This window comes from Agrobacterium sp. CFBP 3001, assembly GCF_027871605.1.
Taxonomy (GTDB): domain Bacteria; phylum Pseudomonadota; class Alphaproteobacteria; order Rhizobiales; family Rhizobiaceae; genus Agrobacterium; species Agrobacterium leguminum.
This window is the reverse complement of sequence record NZ_JAQAHD010000014.1, coordinates 1-21,813: the sequence shown is the minus strand read 5'-3', so window position 1 is coordinate 21,813 and position 21,813 is coordinate 1. Positions and strand designations below refer to the sequence as shown.

Genomic DNA, 21,813 nt, shown 5'->3' with positions numbered 1-21,813 from the left:
AATCAACCCTTGAGGCCGGTGGAGGCGACGCCTTCGACGAAGAAGCGCTGCAATGCGAGGAAAACGACGAGAACCGGGACAAGCGCCACGACCGAGGCGGCCATGATCAATCCGTATTCCGCCGAATATTGCGAAATGAACATGCGCAGGCCGATCTGGATGGTCTTCAGCTCGGTCTTGGTGAGATAGATCATCGGACCCATGAAGTCGTTCCAGGTCGTGACGAAGGTGAAAATCGTCAAGGTGGAAAGCGCCGGTTTGGAAAGCGGCAGCATGATCTTCGCCCAGATCTGGTATTCGTTCATGCCGTCGATGCGCGCCGCCTCGCAGAGTTCGTTCGGGATCGACATGTAAAACTGCCGCATCAGGAAAACGCCGAAGGCGGTAAAGGCCTGCAGGAAAATCAGGGCGAGATGGGTGTTGTTGAGCCCGAATTCGCGCATCAACAGAAACTGCGGCACCATATAAACCTGCCAGGGCATGGCGATGGTGGCGATATAGCCGAGAAACAGCGTGTTCTTGTAGGGAAAATGCAGCTTGGCGAAGGCGTAGGCTGCGAAGCTTGAAGTCAGCAATTGCAGCAATGTGACGATGATCGTCAGCTTCGACGTGTTGTAGATGAACAGCGCCAGCGGGATTTTCGTCCAGATTTCCACATAGTTTTCCCACCGCGGCTGCGAGGGGATCCATTCGATCGGGAACGCGAAGACATCGCGGCTGAGCTTCAGCGACGCCGACAGCATCCATGCGAAGGGCAGAAGCATGACGATGGTGACGACGATGACCGTCAGATAGATGCCAACCGTGGCGGCGGGGATTTTGCGGCCCATGATGCGCATGGATCAATCCTCCCGCTGCCGTTTGAACTGGACGATGGTGACCAGCAGGACGAGGAAGAACAGGACGAGGGCGATCATGCTGGAATAGCCGAGATCCCAGGAGATGAAGGCCTCATTGTAGATGTGATAGACGAGAACCAGCGTTGAGGTGCCGGGACCGCCCTGTGTGATCATGTAGACCTGATCGAAAACCTTGAAGGACTGGATCGTCAGCATGACGGTCACGAAAAAGGTCGTCGGCGCAAGCTGTGGCAGGGTGACGTGGATGAATTTCTGCCAGGCATTGGCGCCATCCAGTCCCGCGGCTTCATAAAGCTCCGAATTGATGCCCTGCAGCCCGGCGAGATAGATGACCATGTAATAACCCATGCTTTTCCACACGCCGAAGAGAATGACCGTGACCATGGCCCAGTGACGGTCCGCCGCCCATCCCGGCATGTCGGCGGGATCGAGGCCGAGCGTATAGAGCAGCATGTTGACCGGACCCATCTCCGGATTGAAAATCATGTTCCAGACGACGGCCACGGCGACCAGCGATGCGACATAGGGAAAGAACATGGCCGTGCGGAAGAAATTGCGGCCGAGGATTTTCTGGTTGAGCAGGATCGCAAGCCCGAGTGCGCAGGCGAGCGTGGCCGGCACCGACGCGACGGTGTAGATGACCGTGTTCCAGAAGGCCGCGATGAAGGCCCTGTCCTCGAAAAGTCGCCAGAAATTATCGAGACCGGCAAAACGCATCGCATTGGAGCCATCCCAATGCATGAAGGCCAGAGCAAAGGCAAAGAGGATCGGTCCGAGCGTGAAAATCGCAAAGCCGAGAAAATTGGGCGCAATGAAGGAATAGGCGACGAGCGCATTTTCTATTCTGCGCCGCCGTTTAGAGACGATGCGGAGTTTTTTCCTGCGATACGGAGTCGCCTGCTTGTCGGACATGGTCGCGGTTGCGATTGCCACAGCATATCTCCCATTGCCGCCGTTTCACTGTTTCATCCGTGTCGGCTGCCTGCATTTTCCATTGCGGTCCGGGTCTTCGCCCTGCCGCCTCCCGCGCTCTGGATAACACAATATCGATATTGGTCAAACAACTTTGCATAAAGTCAGACAAATTTTCTGGTTTTTCAAAAATACGTATGATAGGAGGCCCATATCGGATTGCGGAACGCGCGGGAGGTTTGAGGGCGTGTTTGTCGAAATGGTGCGGCTTCTGCCAGAACGGTTCGCCGATTTCGGCGCGGAACTGACGGCGCAGAAAATGAGGTCTTCAGCACCGGGCGCGGTTTCCCGTAGTCTCATCGAGGCGGCGGAGCAGATCCTTGACGAGCCTTGGTCCGTCATTCTCGCGGGCGACTACCGGGAATATAGTCGCACCGGCAATCGCGATCGTTTCGAGGCGCTTTATTTTTCCCGACGACTGAAGCTGAACGCGCTTGTTCTTGGAGAATGCGCCGAGGGGCAGGGCCGCTTTCTCGACGCCATCATCGATGGTCTCTGGCTGATATGCGAGGAGAGCGGCTGGCAATTGCCCGCCCATAATTCCCATATTCGCGGCGGCCCGCGATATCCGCTGCCCGATCCGCAAAACCCGGTGATCGACCTGTTCGCTGCCGAAACGGGCGCCAATCTCGCTTTGTGCCTGCATCTGCTGGCACCGGAACTGGAAAGGGCAAATGCAAACCTCGTTTCCCGCGTCCGCGTCGAGATCGACCGGCGCATCACCACGCCTTATCTCACCCGGCCTTTCTGGTGGATGGGGAATGGCGACGAGCGGATGAACAACTGGACGGCCTGGATTACCCAGAATGTCCTTCTCTCGACCCTGCTATTGCCCACAGACCAGTCGACAAGGCGTTCGGTCGTGGAAAAGGCGCTCAAGAGTCTCGATGCGTTTCAGAAGGATTATGCGGAAGACGGCGCCTGCGAAGAGGGCGTTCTTTATTATGGCCATGCGGCACTTTGCCTGTTCGGGGCGATGAGCATTCTCGAAGCCTCTGCGCCCGGCTCCATGGCGCCGCTCTTTCATGCGCCGAAGCTGCGCAGCATGGCCAAATTCATTCTCAACATGCACGTGGCGGAAGACCGGTTCTTCAACTTCGCCGATGCGCCGGCGAAGGTCGAGACATCCGGCGTGCGGGAATATCTTTTCGGCAAGGCCGTTTCTTCGCCGCCGCTGCAGGCTTTCGCTGCCGCCTGCTGGAACCGCTCACCGGACCGGCTGATGTGCAAGGAGTGGAACCTCTGGTATCGGGTTCAGGCGGTGCTTGCCATCCCGGAATTGTCCGCGCCTGTTCCGGTGCAACCGGCAAAGACCGACATCGCCTATCCCGGCATCGGTCTGGCGATTGCCCGCGATGGGGTCTTCGATCTTGCCGTGAAGGCGGGCAATAATGGCGAGAGCCACAACCACAACGATGTCGGCAGTTTCACGCTTTATAAGAACGGCCGGCCGTTCATCATCGATGTCGGGGTGGAAACCTACACCGCAAAAACCTTCTCGCCGCAACGCTACGACATCTGGACGATGCAATCGGCCTTTCACAATCTGCCGACTTTCGGCGGCGTCATGCAGGCCGCCGGGGCAGAGTTTGCGGCGAGAGATTTTGTGACCGAATTCTCTGAAGAGCAGGCGGAAGTCTCTTTCGATATAGCCGGGGCCTATCCCGCCGTGGCGCGTGTTGAGCACTATCGCCGCCGCGTCCGACTGCTGCGTGGCAGCCATGTGGAAGTCCTTGACGACTATCAGGGCGGGCAGGAGGCGGTTCTGTCGCTGATGGCTGCCGAAAAGCCCGCTGTCATGCCGGGTCGGCTGATCTTTGCGGGGCTGGGAGAGATAGCCTGCGAAGGGGCAGGAGAACCCGCCATCGAAGCCATAGCAATCAACGATGCCCGTCTTCGCCAGTCCTGGCCGCCGGTGATCTATCGCATTCTCATCCCCATCGCAGCCCAGCGTCTGTGCCTGACGATCAGTTAAGGAAGTGCCGATGAAACTTACACTCAAGGTCGTCAATGCGGTGGGTGATATTTTGGCGAAAGCCGGAGCGGAGGACGAAGCTTTGCTCGTCTATCGCGCAGAATATTGCGAGGGCGACAGGCTTGTCGTCGAGGTTTCGCAGCCCGGTCATATCTGGCTTGCGCTCGATGCCGGCATGCCGCCGACGCTGGTTTTCCTGCACGGAAACCAATTCATCCTGCCCGTTCCCTCTGCGGCAAAACGCAAATCCTATCCGCCGCAGGCTTTCAGCGGTAACCTTCACCGGATCGCCGCGCGCCGCACACTTGCCGGTGAAATCGGGGTTCGCAGGAATCTGGCCCTCAACCCGTTTGACGATCATGAAAACACCTCGCTGTTTCCGCACGTTTATGCGAGCACGGAAACGCGTGGGGAGGCGGCCTTCGCAGCCCGCAACGTCATCGATGGTGAAAAGGCGAGCGCGGGCCACGGCTTCTGGCCCTACACAAGCTGGGGCATCAACCGCGATCCCGAAGCTTCGCTGACCCTCGTATTCGGCCGCGCAGTCCTCATCGACCAGCTGACTTTTTACCTGCGGGCGGACTTTCCCCATGATGCCTGGTGGGAAAAAGCGAGCGTCACTTTTTCCGACGGCGAAAGCGCGAGCTTTTTCCTGCAAAAAACCGGGGCTGCCCAGAGTTTCCCGGTCGCGCCGCGCCAGGTGGAATGGATCCGTCTGCATGATCTTAAAAAAGCCGACGACCCTTCGCCCTTTCCCGCGCTGACGCAGATCGAGGTCTGGGGAGCGGATCTGCGGGAGGCACCGTAGCGCCTGATTGCGGCTTGCAGAGCACAGAGCGACGACCCGGTTTTACTGAAAATCCTTTAGCTGTGCGCGATGCCGCGCATGTCGCGCATCATGTCGCGGTAGCGGTGCTGGCTACCGCGCAGATGCGCCTGCATCGCCAGCTTCGCGGCCTGTTCGTTCCGGTCCGATATGGCGATGACGATGGCTTCATGTTCCTTGTGGATCAATCGCCGGTAAGCTGTCTGGTCGTTCTCGCCGGTTTCGGAAACCACGCGCGATTGTGGAATCACGGCCTGACCGTGCAGCTCGAGGAACTGTGTGAAAAGCGGATTGTTGGTGGCGGCCGCAATGGCAAGATGCAGCGCCAGATCCGCCTCGCGAATGGAGCGGTTCTCTTCGATACATTGCAGAAGCCGGGCGTGACAGTCGAAAATCGCTTCCTCCTGCGAAGGCGAACGGCGGAGGGCGGCGAGCCCTGCCGCTTCGATTTCGAGCGGCGTCCTGATTTCCAGCACCTCCAGATCGGAAGAGAGCCGGGCGCGGTCGATACCGGGTGTGGGTGACGCGTCTTTTTCACGTTTCAGCACGAAAATGCCCGCCCCCTGACGCACCTCCACCAGCCCGTCGCAGCGTAGCGCCGTCACCGCCTCGCGCACCACGGTGCGGCTGACGCCATGGGTTTCCGTCATCTCGATTTCGCTGGGCAGGCGGTCGCCGGGTCCATATTGCCCGGAGGCAATCGCATTTCTCAGGCTGAGGCTAACTCTGCTGACCAGAGAACCGGAGGATTTGCTGCGCTGTTTTTGCTGTTCAGGCACGTCGGTCACCATGCATTAAAATCGAGGCAGGCGTGAAGCCTCTCAAATATGTATGATGAATTTCAGTAAAACTCAATGATCATACCAATTTTACCCGCTTTCATATAAAGGACGCGCGGAATGGTATTAAAAATCGTCCGGGAGACACTAGACCGGGCCGGCAAACTGTTCCGTGGAAACGGCATATAGCGCCCTGCCGGTCCTGAAAAAGCTTTCGATATTGCCGATCGTGGTGTCCGCGATGTTCCTGAGGGCCTCCTGCGTGAAGAAGCCCTGATGGCCGGTGACCAGAACATTGGGGAAGGTCAGCAGCCGCGCGAAAACATCGTCGCGCAGCACGTCGTTGGAAAGATCCTCGAAAAAGAGATCGGCCTCTTCTTCATAGACATCGATGCCGAGACTGCCGATTGTGCCGTCTTTCAGACCCGCAATTGCCGCCTGCGTGTCGATGATGGCGCCGCGGCTGGTATTGACGAGCATCACGCCCTTTTTCAAAAGCGGCAGCGTCTCCCGGCGAATGAGGTGACGGGTCTCCGGTGTGAGCGGGCACATCAGCGCCAGAATGTCCGATGTTCGAAACAGTTCCTCGCGCAAGAGGTAGACCATGCCCAGTGCTTCGCAATCCGGATTTGGCCGTACGTCATGGCCAACGAGACGGCAGCCGAAGCCGGCCGCAATGCGCGCGAAAATCGCTCCGATCTTACCCGTGCCGACAATGCCGACCGTCTTGCCGTGAAGATCAAAGCCGAGAAGACCGTCGAGGGCGAAGTTTCCTTCGCGGACACGGTTATAGGCGCGATGGATCTTGCGGTTGAGCGACAGGATGAGCGCCATGGTGTGTTCGGCGACCGCATAGGGCGAATAGGCCGGCACGCGCGCAACGGTCAGGCCGAGCTTTTCGGCCGTGGCTAGATCGACCTGATTGAAACCGGCGCAGCGCAGGGCGATGAGCCGAACACCCATTTCCGCAAGCTTTTCAAGCACTGGCCGCGACAGGTCGTCATTTACAAAGGCGCAGATGGCCGCCGCTCCCTCCGCCAGCGCCACTGTCTCGAGAGACAGGCGTGCTTCGCAATATTGCATCCGCATGCCAGCGTGAGCGGCAGCGTCAAGGAACTGCCTGTCATAGGGTTTGGCGCTGTAGACCACGATCCGCATCTGTTTCTCCAGTCTCCAAACGAAAGCTGCCGTTACAGTGCGACGCGTCCGGCAGGTGGCTTAGCTGCGAAGGCCCGGTGCTTCCTGTCCCGTGCTTTCGACATATTCGGTATAGCCGCCGCCATATTGGTGGATACCATCGGGCGTCAGTTCCAGCACCCGGTTGGAAAGCGCGGCGAGGAAATGGCGGTCGTGCGAAACGAACAGCATCGTGCCCTCATAATCCGACAGGGCCTTGATCAGCATTTCCTTGGTGTCGAGATCGAGATGGTTGGTCGGCTCGTCCAGCACGAGGAAGTTCGGCGGATCGAACAGCATGGCGGCCATGACGAGACGGGCCTTTTCACCGCCGGAAAGAACACGGCAGCGTTTTTCCACGTCGTCGCCGGAAAAGCCGAAACAGCCGGCAAGGGCGCGCAACGGCGCCTGCCCCGCCTTCGGAAAACGCTCCTCCAGCCATTCGAGAATGGTGCTGTCGCCATCCAGAACATCCATGGCGTGCTGGGCGAAATAGCCGAGCTTGACGCTGGCGCCGAGCGTGACATTGCCGGAATCCGGTTCCGTCGTGCCGGTCACCAGCTTCAGCAGCGTCGATTTTCCAGCGCCGTTGACGCCCATGATGCACCAGCGTTCCTTGCGCCGCACCATGAAATCGAGCTCGCCATAGATCGTGCGGCTGCCATAGGCCTTGTTCACCTTCTTTAGCGCCACGACATCCTCGCCTGAGCGAGGAGCGGGGGCAAATTCGAAAGCCACCGTCTGACGCCGTTTTGGCGGCTCGACGCGGTCGATCTTCTCGAGTTTCTTCACGCGGCTCTGCACCTGCGAGGCGTGCGAAGCGCGGGCCTTGAAGCGTTCGATGAACTTGATTTCCTTGGCAAGCATGGCCTGCTGGCGTTCGAACTGCGCCTGCTGCTGCTTTTCGTTCTGCGCGCGCTGCTGTTCGTAAAAGCCGTAATCGCCGGAATAGGTGGTGAGATTGCCGGCATCGATTTCGATGATCTTGGTGACGATGCGGTTCATGAATTCGCGGTCATGCGACGTCATCAGCAAAGCGCCGTCGTAGTTTTTCAGGAAATCCTCGAGCCAGATCAGGCTTTCGAGATCGAGATGGTTCGACGGTTCGTCGAGGAGCATCACGTCCGGGCGCATCAACAGGATACGCGCAAGCGCCACGCGCATCTTCCAGCCGCCGGAAAGCTTGGAAACATCGCCGTCCATCATCTCCTGGCTGAAGCTCAACCCGTCCAGCACTTCGCGCGCACGGCCTTCCAGCGCGTAGCCGTCCAGTTCCTCATAACGCGCCTGCACTTCGCCGTAACGTTCGATGATGGTGTCCATCTCGTCCATCCGGTCGGGATCGGACATGGCGGCTTCCAGTTCCCGAAGCTCCGCCGCCACTTCGCTGACCGGGCCTGCCCCTTCCATGACTTCCGCGACGGCCGAGCGGCCGGACATTTCACCGACATCCTGATCGAAATAACCGACCGTCATGCCCTTTTCGACGACGACCTGGCCCTCGTCGGGCTGCTCTTCGCCGGTGATCATCCGGAACAGCGTGGTCTTGCCGGCGCCATTCGGACCGACAAGGCCGATCTTCTCACCGCGATTGAGCGCGGCGGAGGCCTCGATATAGAGAATGCGGTGACTGTTCGACTTGCTGATGTTTTCGATGCGGATCATGACAGGGCCTGTGAATGGGAGCGGCCCTCCTATGCCACGGGCCGCCGCCGCTGTCACCTGCCGCACACGTCTTGTCAGCCATGCAGCCGACAAGACGCTCCGGAGCAGCCCTCCGGAAACAGAGTTAGTTGGTGAGCGTGGCTATGCTGCCGGCAGCCTTGCGGGCGATTTCGCCAAAGGCTGTGACGATCTGCTCCATGTTTTCCGGCGCGTAATAATTGTCGAGGCTGGATGCGCAATATTGCAACAGCGACTTGCCCTTGTCCGGCGCCATGAAGGCGACGCTGAAAATCTTGATCCCGTCTTTCTTGGCGGTCTCGCAGGTGGTGCGCACGGACTGGTCGATGCTGGAATTCCACGAGGCGCTGTTGCCCGTCATTTCACCGTCGGTCATGAGAACAATGTAGCGCTCGAACGATTCACTGCCTTTGTCCTTGTGTGCTTTCGCTTCGTCAGTGTTGGATTTTTTAAGGGCGTTATAGGCGGCGTTCAGGCTGCTGCGGGCATCCGTGCCGCCGGAGGGAAATTCCGGGATCTGTTTGTTGACATAGCTGGCGACACTGCCCGTACCCCAGCTGATGGGCTGAGCAGCATATGTCTCGTGCGTATAGACCGAGGCACCGGTGCGGACGAGTTCTGAACCGCCGTTGGCCGTGTAGGTCGGATCAGCCTTGTTCAATGTTGCGACGAGGAACCCGACGGCGGTTTTGAGCGACGTGGCCTTGTTGACATAGCAGGGACTGGATGTGGCCTTCGCTTCGCTGGTACCCCAATTGTCAGCCGTATAAACCGGGCACGATTTTTTCGCGGTATTGATGGTATCCGTCTTGAATGACATCGAACCGGAACGATCAAGCGCCAGATACATGGAGATCGGTGCGCCCTTGTTGACGGTGCTCTTTGCGGTGCCCGTTACCGAAAGATCGAGTGTTTTTGCGCCAATGAACCCGAGCAGCGGATTGAGCTGTACGCGGTGGTTGATCGTGGTCTCGACGGTGTAGGTTTTGCCGCGGGCATTTTCCGTCTTTGTGATATTGGTCGGAGAATTCTGCTCCAGTTCCTTTTTCTCTTCCTCGGTCAGGTTCTTTTCCATCTGGGCCGCGATGAAGTTCTTGGCGATTTCCTTGATCTGCTCGTCCGTCAGGTCGCCCATTTTCAAACGGGCTTCGGTGGCCGCCGCAAGGGCTGCCGAATCCGCGGTATTCTGCATATCCGCTTTCACCTGCATCACATTGGCCAACTCCATGCCGGCGCCGGCAAAACCCAGCAACACCGGCAGCAGAATGGCCGTCATCATGCCGAAATTCCCGCTGGTATCGGCAAGAAAACGGCGCTTCGGTTTTTGATGTGCAGAGGCGGTCATGACGGGCTCACGGATTAGAATATTCGACTGAGCACAGAGAAGCCGCAAACGATGTAAAATCCGCTAACGTGATCGGTTCAATTTTACGCAGCGATCAAATTGGAGCAGTTTTCGAAGTATTTTCAAGAATTGTTGGCGCGATGGCCGCAATAATACACATCGTGTCATTATTGGACGGGGATGACGTCGACGGCCTGTTTTATCTGCTGGTTGCCATAGCTCTTCAAGACACCGATCACAGGGGCGACATCGGAATAGTCCCGGCCGTAACCGACGACGATATGGTCGCTTCCGGCGACGATATCATTGGTGGGATCGAGTTCCAGATAACCGGCTGCTTCTCCGCACCAGACGCGAACCCAGGCATGCATTGCATCGGCACCTTCAAGCCGTTCCTTGCCCGGTGGCGGAATGGTGCGCAGGAAACCGCTGACATAACCTGCGGGAATGCCGAGGCTGCGCAGCGCCATGATCATGATATGCGAAAAATCCTGGCACACGCCGCGCTTCAGCTTGAAGGCTTCCGATGGCGTCGTATCGACGGTCGTCGCTTCGCCGTCATAGGTAAAGTCCTTATGGATGCGTTTGCACAGAGAGCGCGCGATTTCGCGAATGGTCATTCCCGGTTGCAGCAATTCCCGGGCATAGGCGGATATTGCCGCATCCATTCCGATCCTTGGGCTTGCGCCGATGAAGTGGTGCGGCGACTGGAAATCGAGCGACCAGACATCGGCCAGGTCCTGCGGCAGGCGGGAAAGCTCGGGCGAAAAATCCGCCGTCAGCGCCGGCGCCTCCACCATCACGCGGGCCTGCATACGGATATCCAGCTTTTCATGCGGAGCGCGCAGATGCACTGACGTGGCCGATTGATGAAAGAAGTCCTCGAAGGTGGCACGTTCTTCCGGCACCGGCGAAACATCGATGGAGCCGGCGACAAGCCGCTGCCGGCCGGGGATGGAGAGCGGCAGGACACGGATGATGTGGCGCGCGCCGTGGGCCAGCGTGTCGTAGGTGTAACCCATATGCAGGGAAAGATCGTAAAGCATAGGATTATCCGAGATAGGTCCGGGCCAGAACATCGGAGAGATGTTCCATGTCGGTTTCGAGCTGGCGATAGATCGCGCCGTTCATGTTTTCCGGCGTCATAACGGCGAGCCCGGAATGCAGACGCATCGCCTCGCGATAGAAAGGCGACATCTGGCCGTTGACGAAAGCGTTCGGAAGCTGCTCCACCTCGGTGCGGATCTCGTTCAGCTGGAACAGGATCGAGCGGGGATTGAGCGGGTCGAGCGCCAGAAGGTCGGTCACGGTCAGGCCGGCCGTATTGACGTTGTAGCGGCGGCGATGGGTCATGACACTGTCGCCTATTTCGAGCAGCATGTCATAGGAGCCGTCAGGTGCGTCCGGGCCGGTCATATGGCCGAGAAGACGCGTCATATGCAGGCCGCGCTCCAGGTAGCGGCCGATCGACAGGAAACGCCAGCCGGTGAAGCGATACATGTTTTCGTGCACGAGACCGGCAAAGCCCGCAAGCTTGCGCAGCAGGATCGTCATGGCATGGGTAGCGTCGTCGCCGGGGGCCACTTTCGCGTGGAAACGGCGGGCGGTCTTGGCAAGGTCGTTCAGCGCCAGCCACCCGTCAGGCGAAAAGCGGTCGCGGATATTGCTGGCGGAATAAAGCGCGCTGTTGATGTTGTTCAGCAGGCTTTCCGGCACGGCATCGCTCATCTCCACATCGAGCGCTTCGAGATAGCGTGTCACATGCGCGAGCAGAGGCTGGCGCGGATCGGCGGATTCGGCATAACGTCCGTGCCAGGCGCGCAGGATGCGCAGGGCGCCTTCCGAACGCTCGATATAACGGCCGAGCCAGAAGAGATTGTCGGCTGCGCGGCTCGGGAGGCTGCCCGGCATATTGCGTGTAAAGCTTTCTTCCGCCGGCAGTAGCGTGGTGCGTTCCACCGGCTTGTCGCTGACGATCCATACATCCGCAGCGCTTCCGCCCGATTGCATGGCGATGGCGGAGACATCGTTGCTGCTGCCGATACGGGCAAAGCCGCCGGGCATGATCTGCCAGCCATCCTGGGTGCGCGCGGCAAAAACGCGAAGGCTCATCGGGCGCGGCACGAGCTTGTTGTCGATATAGGCCGGGGTTGTCGAAAGCGTCACCACTTCCTGTCCCACCAGCCTGTGGCCGTCGGAGGCGAGCCAGTCGCTGATCGATTCCTTTGCCGTTTCGCGCAGCGATGAGCCGAGCACGGATTGTCCGTTGTCGTCAAAGAAGGGAAGCCTTGAGTAGGCCGGGCCGATGACCATGCCTTCGATATTGCCGGCGACATGGCGGCGTTCCGATTCCTGCCCGCACCACCAGGTGGCAATCGATGGCAGTTTCAGCTCCTCGCCCAGAATGTGGCGGCAGATGCGCGGCATGAAGGCGAGCAGCGCCCGCGTTTCGAGAATGCCGCTGCCGAGCGCATTGACGACGGTGAGCGCCTCATTGCGCAGCGCCTGCACCATGCCCGGCGTGCCGATATGGGATTGCTGGTTCAGTTCCAGCGGATCGGAATAGGAGGCGTCGAGACGCCGCCAGAGAACCCCGACCGGTTTCAGCCCCGCTACGGTTCTGACCATGACGCGGCCGTTGACGACGGTGAGGTCTTCGCCTTCCAGCAGCATGAAGCCGAGATAACGGGCGATATAGGCGTGTTCGAAATAGGTTTCGTTGGCGGGGCCGGGCGTCAACACGGCGATCCGGTCGTCGGGGTGCTTTCTTTGCGCCTGCAGCGTGTCGCGGAAAGCGCCGAAGAACGAGGCCAGACGGTGCACATGGGTTTCGGCATAGATATCGGAAAGTGCACGGGTGGTGGCCACCCGGTTTTCCAGCGCGAAACCCGCACCGGAAGGCGCCTGCGTCCTGTCGGCCAGCACCCACCAGTTGCCGTCAGGTCCGCGCCCGATCTCGAAGGAACAGAAATGCAGATAATGGCCGCTTGCCGGTTTCACGCCGACCATGGGCCGCAGATATTCCGGATTGGAGGCGATCAAGGCCGGGGGTACGAAACCTTCCTTGACCAGCCGGTTTTCGCCGTAAAAATCGGCGACCATGGCTTCGAGAAGATTGGCGCGCTGTTTCAGCCCTTCGGAGAGAACCGCCCACTCCCTGTCGTCGATCAGCACCGGAATATGGGAGATCGGCCAGTTTCTTTCGCTGCTGCCCTTGCCGTAATCGCGGTAGAACACGCCGGCATCGCGCAGGTAGCGGTCGGTGCGGGCAAAGCGCTCATGCAATTCCCGTTCCGACATGCGCGACAGGGCGTCGAGCAGGGTCTTCCAGACCGGCCTGACCTTGCCGTTGGTATCGAGCATTTCGTCGGCAACGCCCGGCAAAGGGGAATATTCAAGCCCACGCGGTTGCGCGCTCGTTTCCGTCTTGCGTTCCGTTGCCGGGGCTTTGGACAATTTACACTCCGTAAGGCCGACGCAGATCGAGCGTCAGCGGAAATTCTGGCGACATGGTTTCCGCTTGTAGCGGATATTGCCCTGCCGTATGCCCCCATGGTTCGAAACGGGCGAGGCGGCGTGCCTCGGCCTCATTGCCGTTGACGGGAAAGGTCTCGTAATTGCGCCCGCCCGGATGAGCAACATGGTAGATGCATCCGCCGATAGATCGCCTCGACCATGTATCATAAATGTCAAAGGTCAAGGGTGAATTGACGGGCAGAACGGGATGCAGGCCGGAAGCGGGCTGCCATGCCTTGAAGCGAACGCCGGCGACCGCGACACTGCGGTTTTCGGTCGGGGTCAGCGGAACGGCGCGGCCGTTGCAGGCAACCGCGTAACGGGCAGGGTTGGAGGTTTCCAGCCGCACCTGCAGGCGCTCGACGGAGCTGTCGACATAACGCACGGTTCCGCCGATGGCGCCCTGTTCGCCCATCACATGCCAGGGCTCCAGGGCCTGGCGCAATTCCAGCTTCGCGCCCTCATATTCCACTTCCCCGAAGAAGGGGAAACGGAATTCCTGCTGGGCGGTGAACCATTCCGGCTTGAGGTCGAAACCGTTTTCCCTGAGGTCGGCAAGCACGTCGAGGAAATCCGCCCAGATATAATGCGGCAGCATGAAGCGGTCGGCGAGCGCCGTACCCCAGCGCACGAATTTGCCGGCGGCCGGGTTTTTCCAGAAACGGGCGATGAGGGCGCGCACCAGCAATTGCTGGGCGAGCGACATGCGCGCGTTGGGCGGCATTTCGAAACCACGGAATTCCACAAGGCCAAGGCGGCCGGTCGGCCCGTCAGGGGAAAACAGCTTGTCGATGCAGATTTCGGCGCGATGGGTATTGCCCGTCACATCCGTCAGAAGATTGCGGAACAGCCGGTCGACCAGCCATGGCAGGGGCGGCACGCCTTCTCCGGGGGCAGGCACCTGCGCAAGCGCGATCTCCAGCTCGTAGAGACTGTCGTGGCGGGCTTCGTCGATACGCGGCGCCTGGCTCGTCGGGCCGATGAAGAGGCCTGAGAAGAGATAGGAGAGCGAGGGGTGCCGCTGCCAGTGCAGAACGAGGCTTTTGAGAAGATCGGGCCGGCGCAGGAAGGGGCTGTCATTGGGGTTGGCGCCGCCCACGACCACATGGTTGCCGCCGCCGGTGCCGGTGTGGCGGCCGTCGATCATGAACTTGTCGGCGCCGAGACGCGACTGACGCGCTTCCTCATAAACAGCCGTGGTGATGTCGACGCAATCCTTCCAGCCCGCGGCGGGATGGATGTTGACCTCGATGACGCCGGGATCGGGTGCAACGCGGATGACATTGACGCGCTCGTCATGCGGCGGCGCATAACCTTCGATATGGACCGGCAGTCCAAGCTCGGCGGCAGCCGCCTCCGCTGCTGCAATCAGTTCCAGATAGTCCTCGATGCGCTCGACCGGCGGCATGAAGACGCAGAGCCTTCCGTCACGCGGTTCCACCGACATGGCGGTGCGCACCGCGCCGCCGATTTCGCCGAGCGTCTGTTCGATGCGCTCCTGCCCTGCGGCCTCGCTGGCATGGAAGGAGGCTTCGGGCATGGCGCGGCCCGATGGCCTCAGCACATCGGGAAGCGGACCGCGGGGGATCGAAGGATCGGCTTCATGAATATAGGGATAGGCGGATGGCGGCACATAGGGCAGGGTGCCGAGCGGCAGGCGGTAACCCACCGGGCTGTCACCCGGAACCAGGAATATTTTACCGCGCCGCGTCTTCCATTTTTCGCTGATCCAGCGTTTGCCGGCGGCGCGCGCATTCCATGCCTGAACGGGAAGAATATAACCGGTCGGTGTCGTCAGTCCCCGTTCGAAGACGCGGGCCATGCGGTTTCGCTCCTCCGGGTCTTTGAGTTTGGAATTGGACGGGTCGACATTGTCGGGAAGGCTGCCTTCCTTGATGATCCATTCGGCCGGATCCTCATAGGCCGGCAGCACCAGCTCAGGCTCGATGCCGAGATGGGAGGCTATGCCGCCCAGCAGTTTTTGCGCATCTTCCGCCTTGACGCCCGTATTTGCGCCCTCCTCGGCGATCAGCGCCGGGTTCTGCCAGATCGGCAGGCCGTCCTTGCGCCAATAGAGCGAGAAGGTCCAGCGCGGCAGGCTTTCGCCCGGATACCATTTCCCCTGCCCGTAATGTAGAAAGCCGCCCGGTGCGAAACGCTCACGCAGGCGGCGGATCAGGGCATCGGCCTTTTCACGCTTTGTCGGCCCGACCGCGCCGGTGTTCCATTCGTCGGATTCGAAATCGTCGATGGAAACGAAGGTCGGTTCTCCGCCCATGGTCAGCCGGACATCATGGCTGTTCAGAACGTCATCGACCTCCTGACCGAGCGCGTTGAGTTCCTCCCAGCTTTCATCCGAAAAGGGTTTGGTGATGCGCGGCGTTTCGGCAACCCGCCGGACCTGCATGTCGAAGGCGAATTCCGTGTTGGCATGGCCGTAATAACCGCCGGAAATCGGCGCCGCATTGCGGTAATGCGGCGTTGCCGCCAGCGGAATATGGCTCTCGCCCGTCAGAAGTCCCGAGGTGGGGTCAAGGCCGATCCAGCCCGCGCCGGGCATATAGACTTCGGCCCAGGCATGCAGATCGGTAAAATCCACTTCGGTGCCGGATGGGCCATCCAGCGCTTTGAGATCGGGGGTGAGCTGAATGAGATATCCCGACACGAAACGGGCGGCGAGGCCAAGATGCCGCAGAACCTGCACGAGCAGCCAGCTGGTATCGCGGCAGGACCCCTTGCCGGAAGCAAGCGTTTCCTCCGGCGTCTGGACGCCCGGTTCCATGCGGATGACGTAACCGATCTCCTGTTGCAGGCGGGCATTGAGGCCAACGACCATATCCACCGTCTGCTGCCCCGGCGTGCGGTCGACGGTGGCCATAAAGGCGGCAAGCAGCGGGCCTGTCGGCTCCGGCTTCATGTAGATGGAGAGATCGTCGCGCAATTCCTGCGGATAGTCGAAGGGCCACTTTGTCGCCTCTTCCTCCACAAAGAAATCGAACGGATTGTAAACCGTCATATCGGCGACAAGATCGACCTCGATCTTAAATTCCGTCGCCGGCTCGGGAAAAACGAAGCGGGCGAGGTAATTGCCGTAGGGATCCTGCTGAAGGTTCACGAAGTGATTGGAGGGCGAAACCTTGAGCGAATGGCTGATAACGCGGGTTCTGGAGTGCGAGGCGGGCTTTAATCTTATGATCTGTGGTCCAAGGCGAACCGGATTGTCGTATTTATAATGCGTCAGATGATAGATGCTCGCTTTGATCGCCATTAATCTGCCTTGCCCGGTTTTCCGGCTTATGCGGTTTGTCCGCCCCTCTGAAATTATTCGGATTTTGTGCAATGCAGGAAAAGAAAGCAAGGATCATTTCCGGGGGCAACCGCATTGTTGGTCGAGGTCGCGATATTTGCCCGCGGTAAGAATTGTCCGGGCTTTTCAATCATCGCCGCTGAGATTTCGCCGGGATTGTGGACAAGGTCGAACGGCGTGTTATTGCTTGGCAACGAAAGGCGCAGAATCGCGACCCGCTTTCTTTGCCGACTGACGTTTCGGAATGGAATGAATGGCAACAACGGTGACCGACGATCAGCGCAAAAGCGCGGCTAATCCTTCGGGTTTCGATCTCGATTTCCCGGCGCAGCTGCGCATGATGGGGCGTGCCTTCTGGACCTCGCCGGTGCGCACCCGGCTGATCTTGCTGTCGATAGCGCTGCTCACGGTGATATTGCTCACCGCCTATGGGCAGATCAGGCTCAATGAATGGAACGCGCCGTTTTACAACGCGCTGGAGCGGCGCGATCTTGCCGCCTTCATTCACCAGCTGGAGGTCTTCGCCATCATCGCGGGGCTGTTGCTTCTCCTCAACGTCATCCAGACCTGGCTGAACCAGATGACGGCGCTGAACATGCGCGAGGGTCTTGCCAAGGATATGGTGGATCAATGGCTGAAACCGGGACGGGCCGCGCGTCTTGCCGGTTTCGGCACGATTGCGATCAACCCCGACCAGCGCCTGCATGACGATGTCCGCAATCTGGCTGAAAGCAGCACGGCGCTTTCCATCGGTCTCGTCAATGCGACGATCCTGCTCGTCAGCTTTATCGGCGTCCTCTGGTCGCTCTCGGCCGGCTTCGCCATCACCATCAGCGGCGATACCTATGCGATCCCCGGCTATATGGTCTGGGCGGCGATCCTTTACGCCGGTTCCGCTTCCCTGCTCAGCAATCTCGTCGGTTATCGGCTGGTGGGGCTGAATGCCGAGCGTTATTCCAAAGAGGCGGAGCTTCGCTTCTCACTGATGCGGGCCAGCGAAAATCTTGCCGCCATTGCCCTTGCACGTGGCGAAAAGAACGAAAGGCGGCGGATAGGCATCGATATTGATGCGGTGCTCGGCGTCATTCGCGGGCTCGCTATGGCGCTAACGCATCTGACATGGGTTTCGGCAGGATATGGCTGGCTGGCGGTGGTGGCGCCGATCCTGATCGCGGCTCCGGTTTATTTCTCCGGCAACCTCACCTTCGGCGGGCTGATGATGGCTGTCGGTGCGTTCAACCAGGTCAACACGGCACTGCGCTGGTACATTGACAATTTCGGGCCGATCGCCAGCTGGAAGGCGACGTTGCAGCGCGTTTCGGTGTTCCGTAACGCCCTTATCCAGATGGACAGCGTCGAACAGCACGGCCTGGCGATCGATCTGCAACGCAGCGCGGAGAATGAAAAAATCCGTCTCCAGTCGGTGGTGATCTGCCGCGATGCGGGTGGGCAGGATCTGGATCGCGGCTTCCAGCTGCGCGAGAGCGAAGTCGAGATCGGGCCGGGCGAACGGCTGATGATCAATGGCGAGCAGGGCGTGAACCGAAGGCTGCTGTTTGCGGCCATGGCGGGCCTGTGGCCCTGGGGGCAGGGCAGGATTGAGATGCCCGAGCAGTCCGACACGCTTTTCATCGCCCAGCACGGCTATCTGCCGGCGGGATCGCTGCGTGAAATTCTCGCCTATCCGCGCGCGCCCCAGCGTTTCGCCGATGCGGATTATGTCTCGGCGCTCACAGCCTGCGGGCTTGGCGAGATGGCATCGCGTCTCGAGGAAAACATTCGCTGGGATAAAAAACTGGATTCGGATGAGCAGGCCAGCATTCGGGTTGCCAATGCCCTGCTGCTGAAGCCGAAATTCGTCGTTATCGACGATTTGCTCGAAGGGCTGGAAAAACAGACGCAGGATACGCTGGCGGAAGTTCTGAACGGGATCGAGGGTGCGGCGATCGTCTATATCGGCCGGTCGGAAACATTCCTGTCGGTGCTCGCCCCGGCTGTGGCGCATCTCGACCACACCGCGCAGAAGGAAAATATCTCCAGGCCCGGGAGTGCTCCGCAATAGGGCATTGGATATCGGGCTGGTCCGAGCGGACTAGAGCCGCAAATGCCATTTGTCCGAATCGAGCCGCTGCTGTTTGGCAAGGCTTATGGTGGTGTCCGGCTCTACCTGAGAACGCAGGGCAAGGGTGCCGGTCGCCAGGCTGATGGCGACGACGCTGGCGACCGCCAGGACGATACGGTCGTAGCGCTGCTGTATTGTGTTGTTTCCACTCCAGTCGTAGGCCATTCGGATGCCCTCGCGTTTTTTGGAATCGTGCCTCATCATGGTTAACCGAAGATTACGATGGCTCTGTGATTCCTTGCTGTTTTGGAAGGGCTGCCGCGACAAATCGGCTATTGGCGGATGGGGCGCGGTTGTTTAAGTCCGGCAGCGGGAGGCTTGTGAAAGGACTTTGAGATATGGACCAGCAACCGCCCGCCGATATGGAACTCACGCTCAGAACGCTTGCGATGCCCGCCGATGCCAACCCCGCCGGCGATATTTTTGGCGGCTGGGTCATGTCGCAGATGGACCTTGCCGCTTTCGTCCGCGCCAATGATGTGGCCGGCGGCCGCACTGTCACCGTCGCAGTCAATGAGATCGTCTTCAAGAAGCCGGTCAAGATCGGCGACACATTGTGTGTCTATACCAAAATCGAAAAGATCGGCCGCACCTCCGTCACGTTGAAGATCGAGGCCTGGACCCGCAGGCACTATCAGGATTCACGCGAGAAGGTGACGGAGGCCGTTTTCATCATGGTCGCGGTGGACGACAACGGCGATCCGCGTCCCGTCCGCAAGGAGGCGTGAGGCGGCATCCTCATTTTCTTTTCAAAGCAATTCCGAAGCGCCTGCAAAAGATTAAAAGCATCGGCGTTTCGGATTTTTCGCAATTCGATGTCGGTCCGCTCAATACTTTAGAAATATCCAATTTATTTATCAATTTTTGCGATCAAGATATGGAATAGGACGGGGATCAGGCTTTGACCATTCCAGGTGTTGTTATTGTCGGCGGCGCTCACGGTACGCTCGCCCTTGCCCGAAGCCTCGGCGCCCTGAATGTGCCCGTTTATTACCTCACCCACGATTCTCCTTTGCCGGGTTGGTCGCGTTTCGTGCGGAAAACAATCCGCTGGGCCGGCCCGCATGATGCCGGGGCACTGCCGTTCCTGCGTCAAATGGCCGACAAGCATGGTTTGAAGGGCTGTCTGCTGGTGCCGTCCGGCGATGGAGAGGTCCAGCTTGTTGCGCAGCATCGTGAGGAACTGTCCTCGCTCTACAAAATCATCCTGCCGGATTGGACTGCGCTGCAATGGCTCTGCGAAAAGCCGCTGCTTTACCAGCGCGCCGCAGAACTTGGCGTCAGTATTCCGCGAACCTATGCGCTGGCATCGGCCGCTGACATCGATACGCTGGACATATTGTTTCCCGTCATTCTCAAGCCGAATATGGGCGGTGGCGATACCACCATCGCCAGAGCGAAAGTCATTCGCGCCGATGACCGACATGCTCTGAAAACGGCTTTTGCCGATGCGAGTGGAGAGATCGGCGCTGGCAATGTCGTCGTACAGGAACTCATTCCGGGTGGGGGAGAAAGCCAGTTCTCCTACGCCGCGCTCTGGCTGAACGGAGAGCCGGTAGCGGAATTCACTGCCCGGCGCGCTCGGCAATATCCTGTCGATTTCGGCTATACCAGCACCAGCGTCGAGGTCGTCGACAACGGGCAGGCGGTGGATGCGGCCCGAAAAATACTGAAATCGGCCGGTCATAGCGGGCTGGTCGAGGCGGAATTCAAGCTCGACGGCCGGGACGGAAAACTGAAGCTTCTCGATGTCAATCCACGCCCATGGTCATGGTTTGGCCTTTGCTCTGCAGCGGGCATCGACCTTGGCGCCCTGCTATGGCGGGTCGCCAATGGCGAGCCGGTCGGCCAGCCCGGCAATGCGCGGCAGGGCGTTTCCTGGTCCTATCTTGTCCGCGATTCCGTTGCCGCCTTCACATTGGCCCGAAGGGGGCAGGCGAAAATCGGCGACTATTTCGCTTCTCTTCGCAATATCCGCAGCTGGGCCGCCTTTGCGCCGAACGATCCCTTGCCGGGCCTGATCGATCTGCCGTTGACGGTCTCGAGAGTCGTGAGAAAACGCCTTCTTCCCAGCCTGACATCAGGACAATCGGGGAGAATTTTCTTTCAGCCGATAAAACGCCTTGTGAAATATGGAGCCATAAGGGCGGGGCTGGAGGTGAGTTCTCTCCCGGCCGTCCGTTCGGCATTTCCGTCTTTTGCCGGCCGTGGTGTGATCTTCACGCTTCATCATGTGCGCCCCGGAGGCGCTGTTTCGGCTTTCGCACCCAATGTGCAATTGTCCGTCACGCCGCAATTTCTGGAAGAGGCGATACAGGCCGCACTCGAATGCGGTCTCGTTCCCGTGCATCTGCACGATCTGCCGGCTCTGCTTGCCGATAATCACGAGGGCCGGTCGTTCTGCGCCTTCACGCTTGATGACGGCTATCGAAACAATGCCGACTATGCCGCGCCGATCTTCCGTAAATATGCCGTTCCCTACACGATTTTCATCACGCCGGGTTTTGTGGAGCGAACACGCAGCCTCTGGTGGGAAACCGCCGCTGCCCTGACGCAGAAAGCCGCGTCGTTCGAATTCGATTTCGGGGCGGGGCCGGAGCATGTGGCATGCGCCAGCCCTTCGCAGAAAGCGGAGGCATTCATGCGGCTTGAAGATTTTGTCCAGAACTTTTCCGAAGACGAGGCGGTGGAAAGGATCGATCATGTCGCGAGGCAGCATGGCGTCGATCCCATCGCGATCGTGGACGAACTTGTCATGGATGAAGATGAGCTCAGGGCGCTGGCGAAGGACCCTCTGGTGCATTTCGGCGCGCATACCATGACGCATGTGAATATGCGTAAGGTCGATGCGGCGCGTCTGGCTTATGAGATCGCGGAATCGACGCGCCGGGTGGAAGCCTATGCCGACCATCGGCCACGGTCCTTTTCCTATCCCTATGGCTGGGTAAAGGCCGTGGGAGAACGGGAAGCGAAAGCGGTTCAAGATGCAGGATTTTCCGCGGCAGTGACCACGCAGGCGGGCGTTATCGGTCCCCACAGCCTTGAAAAGCCGACGCAGTTACCGCGTGTATCGCTGAATGGACGCTTTCAGAAAAAGCGCTTCGTCAAGGCGCTCATCTCGGGCCTGCCCTTCCGGTTCATCTAGAGCAGATCCTGTTCAATCCGGGTCATATCCTGCAGCCCTGAAGTAGTTTGCGCATTCTGCGGATGTGAATCGGGGGATCAATGTGCCGACGGCATCCCATAGGGCGT

General features: G+C 59.4%; 15 protein-coding genes. 5 read left to right on the top strand and 10 right to left on the bottom strand.

Annotation, left to right across the window (positions count from 1 at the left end):
* Positions 1-2 precede the first annotated feature (2 nt).
* Positions 3-839, bottom strand: a complete 837-nt coding sequence (locus PH605_RS17380; RefSeq protein WP_078052136.1) for a carbohydrate ABC transporter permease — start codon at positions 837-839, stop codon at positions 3-5.
* Between the two features lie 3 nt (positions 840-842).
* Entirely contained in the window at positions 843-1,772 is a 930-nt protein-coding gene (locus PH605_RS17375; RefSeq protein WP_425292531.1) for a carbohydrate ABC transporter permease, read from the bottom strand.
* Between the two features lie 247 nt (positions 1,773-2,019).
* On the opposite strand from PH605_RS17375, the gene PH605_RS17370 reads away from it, so the two are divergent.
* Positions 2,020-3,807: a heparinase II/III domain-containing protein gene (locus PH605_RS17370; RefSeq protein WP_142845540.1), complete on the top strand. Its 1,788-nt coding sequence runs from the start codon at positions 2,020-2,022 to the stop codon at positions 3,805-3,807.
* A gap of 10 nt (positions 3,808-3,817) precedes the next feature.
* Positions 3,818-4,615, top strand: a complete 798-nt coding sequence (locus tag PH605_RS17365) for a carbohydrate-binding protein (protein WP_142845539.1) — start codon at positions 3,818-3,820, stop codon at positions 4,613-4,615.
* Positions 4,616-4,671: 56 nt separating this feature from the next.
* On the opposite strand, the gene PH605_RS17360 is transcribed toward PH605_RS17365, so the two are convergent.
* From PH605_RS17360 to PH605_RS17330, 7 genes are all read right to left on the bottom strand, one after another.
* A complete protein-coding gene (locus tag PH605_RS17360) occupies positions 4,672-5,424 on the bottom strand; it encodes a FadR/GntR family transcriptional regulator (protein ID WP_080819594.1) in 753 nt (250 codons plus the stop codon).
* Positions 5,425-5,559: 135 nt separating this feature from the next.
* Positions 5,560-6,570 carry a 2-hydroxyacid dehydrogenase gene (locus PH605_RS17355; protein ID WP_142845538.1) on the bottom strand — a complete coding sequence of 337 codons (1,011 nt, stop codon included), beginning with the start codon at positions 6,568-6,570 and terminating at the stop codon, positions 5,560-5,562.
* Between the two features lie 60 nt (positions 6,571-6,630).
* Positions 6,631-8,253 carry an ABC-F family ATP-binding cassette domain-containing protein gene (locus PH605_RS17350; protein ID WP_078052130.1) on the bottom strand — a complete coding sequence of 541 codons (1,623 nt, stop codon included), beginning with the start codon at positions 8,251-8,253 and terminating at the stop codon, positions 6,631-6,633.
* Positions 8,254-8,377: 124 nt separating this feature from the next.
* Positions 8,378-9,616 (bottom strand): vWA domain-containing protein, encoded by a 1,239-nt coding sequence (locus PH605_RS17345; protein ID WP_142845537.1) that lies wholly within the window; start codon positions 9,614-9,616, stop codon positions 8,378-8,380.
* Positions 9,617-9,783: 167 nt separating this feature from the next.
* Positions 9,784-10,662, bottom strand: coding sequence for a transglutaminase family protein (locus PH605_RS17340; RefSeq protein ID WP_142845536.1), 879 nt, complete (start codon positions 10,660-10,662; stop codon positions 9,784-9,786).
* A 4-nt stretch (positions 10,663-10,666) separates the two neighbouring features.
* Positions 10,667-13,072: a circularly permuted type 2 ATP-grasp protein gene (locus tag PH605_RS17335; protein ID WP_020808587.1), complete on the bottom strand. Its 2,406-nt coding sequence runs from the start codon at positions 13,070-13,072 to the stop codon at positions 10,667-10,669.
* A gap of 1 nt (position 13,073) precedes the next feature.
* Positions 13,074-16,400 (bottom strand): transglutaminase family protein, encoded by a 3,327-nt coding sequence (locus PH605_RS17330; RefSeq protein ID WP_142845535.1) that lies wholly within the window; start codon positions 16,398-16,400, stop codon positions 13,074-13,076.
* Positions 16,401-16,692: 292 nt separating this feature from the next.
* On the opposite strand from PH605_RS17330, the gene PH605_RS17325 reads away from it, so the two are divergent.
* The gene (locus tag PH605_RS17325) at positions 16,693-18,501 is read left to right on the top strand and encodes an ABC transporter ATP-binding protein/permease (RefSeq protein WP_142845534.1); all 1,809 of its coding nucleotides are present in this window, start codon (positions 16,693-16,695) and stop codon (positions 18,499-18,501) included.
* Positions 18,502-18,531: 30 nt separating this feature from the next.
* Here the strand turns inward: PH605_RS17325 and PH605_RS17320 are convergent, their stop codons facing one another.
* Entirely contained in the window at positions 18,532-18,726 is a 195-nt protein-coding gene (locus PH605_RS17320; RefSeq protein ID WP_003519634.1) for a hypothetical protein, read from the bottom strand.
* 173 nt (positions 18,727-18,899) lie between these two features.
* Between PH605_RS17320 and PH605_RS17315 the strand changes: the two genes are divergently transcribed.
* Both PH605_RS17315 and PH605_RS17310 read left to right on the top strand, forming a co-directional pair.
* Positions 18,900-19,289 (top strand): acyl-CoA thioesterase, encoded by a 390-nt coding sequence (locus tag PH605_RS17315; protein WP_035260778.1) that lies wholly within the window; start codon positions 18,900-18,902, stop codon positions 19,287-19,289.
* Between the two features lie 173 nt (positions 19,290-19,462).
* Positions 19,463-21,706: a polysaccharide deacetylase family protein gene (locus PH605_RS17310; RefSeq protein WP_142845532.1), complete on the top strand. Its 2,244-nt coding sequence runs from the start codon at positions 19,463-19,465 to the stop codon at positions 21,704-21,706.
* Positions 21,707-21,813 lie beyond the last annotated feature (107 nt).